Below are 3,643 nucleotides of genomic sequence, written 5' to 3' on the forward strand. Positions count from 1 at the left end.
GCGGTGGGGGTGGCGGGCGGCACGTCGGTGCCGCCCCCGGCACCGTCCTCGGAGGGACCGCACCCGGTGAGGGCCAGCGCCGACAGGGCGCCGAGGACGACGACGGTTCTGCGAACGGTGCTCATGGCGGTGCTCCCCCCGATGACAGCGCTCGAACCGCGCTGTGGTGGACACCAGACTCGCGCCCGTGCTTCACGGTTCGGTGACGGCGGCTTGCCGAATTCACCACGGTTCGCCCCGTCGGCAGGGGGTCAGGGTCAGGTGGCCGGGTCGAGGAGGTGGGCGCCGTTGTTGCGGACGTTGTTGACGGCGGGTGATACGGCCCGGGCGTCGAGCCGGCCGTCCGCGGGGCTCGCGAGCAGCGCGCGCAGGTCGTCGGTGTCCTGGTGGTGGGGGTCGAGCCAGGTGTCGTAGTGCTCGGGCGTGAGCGCGAGCGGCATCCGCGGGTGGACGCGGCCGGCCGCGTCGGTCGCCTCCGTCGTGATGATCGTGCAGGTCGTGAGCCAGGCGTCGGGGTCGTCGTCACCCGCGACGTCGGGATTGCGCCAGAACTCGTACAGCCCCGCCAAGGCCATCAGCTGACCGTCGGACGGGGTGATGAAGTAGGGCTGCTTACGGGTCTTGCCCGTCGTCTCGTCCTTCACCGGGTCCCACTCGTAGAAACCGTCCGCGGGCAGCAGGCAGCGGCGCTTGGCGAAGGCACGCCGGTACGCGGGCTTCTCGTGCACGGTCTCGACCCGGGCGTTGATCATGCGGGCCCCTGACTTCGGATCCTTCGCCCACGACGGCACCAACCCCCACCGCACGGCGCGCAGTTGCCGACGCACGTGCTCCTCGCCACCCCGCTCCGCGCGTTCGAGAACCGCGTAGACCGCGTCGGTGGGCGCGACGTTCCAACTGGGCGCCAGCGTCTCCGCGGGGTCCCAGTCGACGACCTGGAAGAGCCGGTTCAGATCCTCGGGGCCTCGAGTCGAGGCGTATCGACCGCACATGCGACCACTGTGCCACGAGAGGCGGATCGAATCCCCGACGCACCTCTGGGCGCCGTCGTCGACGGGACGTTCCAGCAGCGCGCGAAGCAGGACACCGCCGAAAGCGCCCGCATGGAGGCACGCCTGCTCAGCGTCCGCGGCCGGTTCGACTGGACGGCTCCGTCCGACAATCCGCTGCTCCCGCCGTCAGCACTCCGCAGAGTCCGCTCGGCGCTCCCCGAGGGGGAGAAGCCACCTTCTTGAGGTTCCGGCGCCCGCGGACGGAACTGTCGGCGCGATCGGGATACTTGTTCCATGGGGAGAGCAACCGAACCGACCGAAGCCCGCATCGACGACGCCCGCACCCTGCTGGTCGCGCCCTCGGCGCTCCAGGACGACGACGCGGTCGGGGACTTCTTCGGGCGCCGGATCACACCGGAGGAGCTTGCCTCCGGTGCGCACGACCTCGCGCGGAGGACCGTCTACCTGTGCGGTGACCTCTCCGAGATCGACGGCCGCGTACTGCGGGGCGCCGACCGCGTGTTCGTCGTCCGGGAGCTGTCGCACGGCCGTCCCGAGGACGTCGACGGGTCCTGGACCATGATCGGTCTCGGCCGCGTCCCTCTCGGCGTGCACGGTGTCGGCGTCTCCTACCGGGGGTTCTTCGGAGCCGAGGAGGATCTGTTCCGCCGGATCCGCGCGGAGCACGCGTTCCAGTCCCTGACCGAGTCCACCAAGCCCGGGACGGCCCTCCGCAGCGGTGTCTATCTGACGCCCGTCACGCGGAGCGGTGACGAACTGCACTACCGCCTGCTGCGGTGTTCGACGAACCTCTCCGGCCCCACCGAGGGCTTCCGTCCGGCGGACACGTACATCGTCGACAGTCTGAACCGCGAGGCCGCGACCGTCTTCCGGGACCACGCGCCGCTCAATCACGTGCTGGCCCAGATCTACCACAACACCGGGGCCACGGCGGAGCGGAAGCAGTCCAAGGCCAGGATCTCGGCCCACGCCGACAAGACCAAGGACATGCCCGTCGACGGCATCATGGCCTTCTGCACGTTCTACGACGGGCTCGACGGGCTGCGGCCCATGCCCGAGGACGTGTTCGACCACGGCGTGGGGCGGGCCAGCGGACTGACCAGGCTGTACTTCCGCCGCAAGGATCCGGCCGGGCAGCACGACGGGACCGCGCTTCCGGCGCAGTTCACCGTGCCGCTGTATCCCGGGTCGGTCTTCCTCATGCCGCTCTCCACCAACCGCCTGTACACGCACGAGATCCGGCCCTCGACGCTCGACGCCGACCTGCTCCCCACCCGCCTGGGATACGTGGTGCGCTGTTCGAGCGCGGAGGCCGTGCACAAGGACGGTCACACGTTCCTCAAGAGGGCAGGAGACCTGGTGAGGCTCGCTCCACCGACGGAGGACGGCATGAACAGGCTCCGCGGGCTGTACGCGGAGGAGAACCGGACCACGGGCTTCGTCGACTACGGCGACGAGTTCCTCTTCAGCATGAACGCGGGGGACTACGTTGCTCCCCGAGCCTAGGATCTCCGACGCGGTCCTGTCGTGCGTCCTGCCCACCGAGGAGAACCCCTTCGCGGCGCTGTCCGCGTCGGCGGAGCTGGAGGACACGGGAAAGGGCCGGCAGGGCGCCGTGCTCACCCGGGTCGACGAGACGGGCGCGGTCCCCCTCGTACGGACGACGACGCGGTACCGCCGGCCGCCGCAGCGATTCCGGGCGGTGCACGAGGAACTGGCGGTGCGCGTTCAGGAGTGCGCGGGGGTTCCGGTCGGTTTCAACAACGCGCTGATCGAGCGGTACACCAACGCGTACCGGACCATGGGCGGGCACTCCGACCAGGCCCTCGATCTGGCGGACGGATCGTTCATCGCGGTCTTCTCCTGCTACCGGGACCCCGACGCGGGCCCGCCCAGAAAGCTGGTCCTCGCGTCGAAGGAGTCCGGTGGCGACCCGTTCGAGATCCCGCTCGTCCAGAACAGCGTCGTCACGTTCTCGCTCGCGTCGAACCGGCGTCTCAAGCACCGCATCGTCCTGGACGCACCCGCCCAGGTCGCCGAGAACCCGTGGCTCGGCGTGACCTTCCGGACGTCGAAGACGCTCCTCCGCTTCGGCGACGGTCACGCCCGGCTCCCGGAGGGCGATCGCCTCGCGCCGGCCGACGAGGAGCAGGCGCGGGAGTTCTACCGGCTGCGACGCCGCGAGAACGACGAGACGGACTTCGTGTACCCCCCATTGACGTATACCGTCAGTGAGAGCGACCTCATGCCGCCCGTCTGATCTCCGTGTGTCCCTGTCGCTCCGGGGCTCGGTAGCGTGACCGTCTGCCGCATGGAGTGCCCATGCGCCCGGCCGGTCCCGTACGGGGGCCTCCGGAGGACAGGAACGAGACCGCGATGAGCGAACCCACCAAGCCCGAGGTCCAGGTTCCGGAGGGTGAGGCTCCCACCGAGCTGACCGTCCGGGACCTCGTCGTCGGCGACGGCCCCGAGGCGAAGCCGGGGAACGTCGTCCAGGTCCACTACGTGGGTGTCACCTTCGCGTCCGGACGGGAGTTCGACGCCTCCTGGGACCGCGGACAGCCGTTCAAGTTCGCCGTGGGCGGCGGCCGGGTCATCAAGGGCTGGGACCGGGGGATCAGGGGGATGAG

4 protein-coding genes are annotated in these 3,643 nt (G+C 70.1%); 3 read left to right on the forward strand and 1 reads right to left on the reverse strand.

Features of this window, described 5'->3' with window-relative positions; genetic code table 11:
* Nucleotides 1-257: 257 nt before the first annotated feature.
* A complete protein-coding gene (locus tag EAO70_RS09490) occupies nt 258-992 on the reverse strand; it encodes an SOS response-associated peptidase (RefSeq protein WP_148002565.1) in 735 nt (244 codons plus the stop codon).
* Nucleotides 993-1,286: 294 nt separating this feature from the next.
* On the opposite strand from EAO70_RS09490, the gene EAO70_RS09495 reads away from it, so the two are divergent.
* The 3 genes from EAO70_RS09495 to EAO70_RS37815 form a co-directional block, all read left to right on the forward strand.
* Nucleotides 1,287-2,519, forward strand: a complete 1,233-nt coding sequence (locus EAO70_RS09495) for a hypothetical protein (protein WP_148002566.1) — start codon at nt 1,287-1,289, stop codon at nt 2,517-2,519.
* A complete protein-coding gene (locus EAO70_RS09500; RefSeq protein ID WP_148002567.1) occupies nt 2,503-3,273 on the forward strand; it encodes a hypothetical protein in 771 nt (256 codons plus the stop codon). Before EAO70_RS09495 ends, EAO70_RS09500 begins: the two co-directional genes overlap by 17 nt.
* A gap of 116 nt (nt 3,274-3,389) precedes the next feature.
* Nucleotides 3,390-3,643, forward strand: a 254-nt coding sequence (locus EAO70_RS37815) for an FKBP-type peptidyl-prolyl cis-trans isomerase (protein ID WP_187283818.1), incomplete at its 3' end; no start/stop codon positions are given.

Source organism: Streptomyces sp. adm13(2018) (assembly GCF_008042145.1).
Classification (GTDB): domain Bacteria; phylum Actinomycetota; class Actinomycetes; order Streptomycetales; family Streptomycetaceae; genus Streptomyces.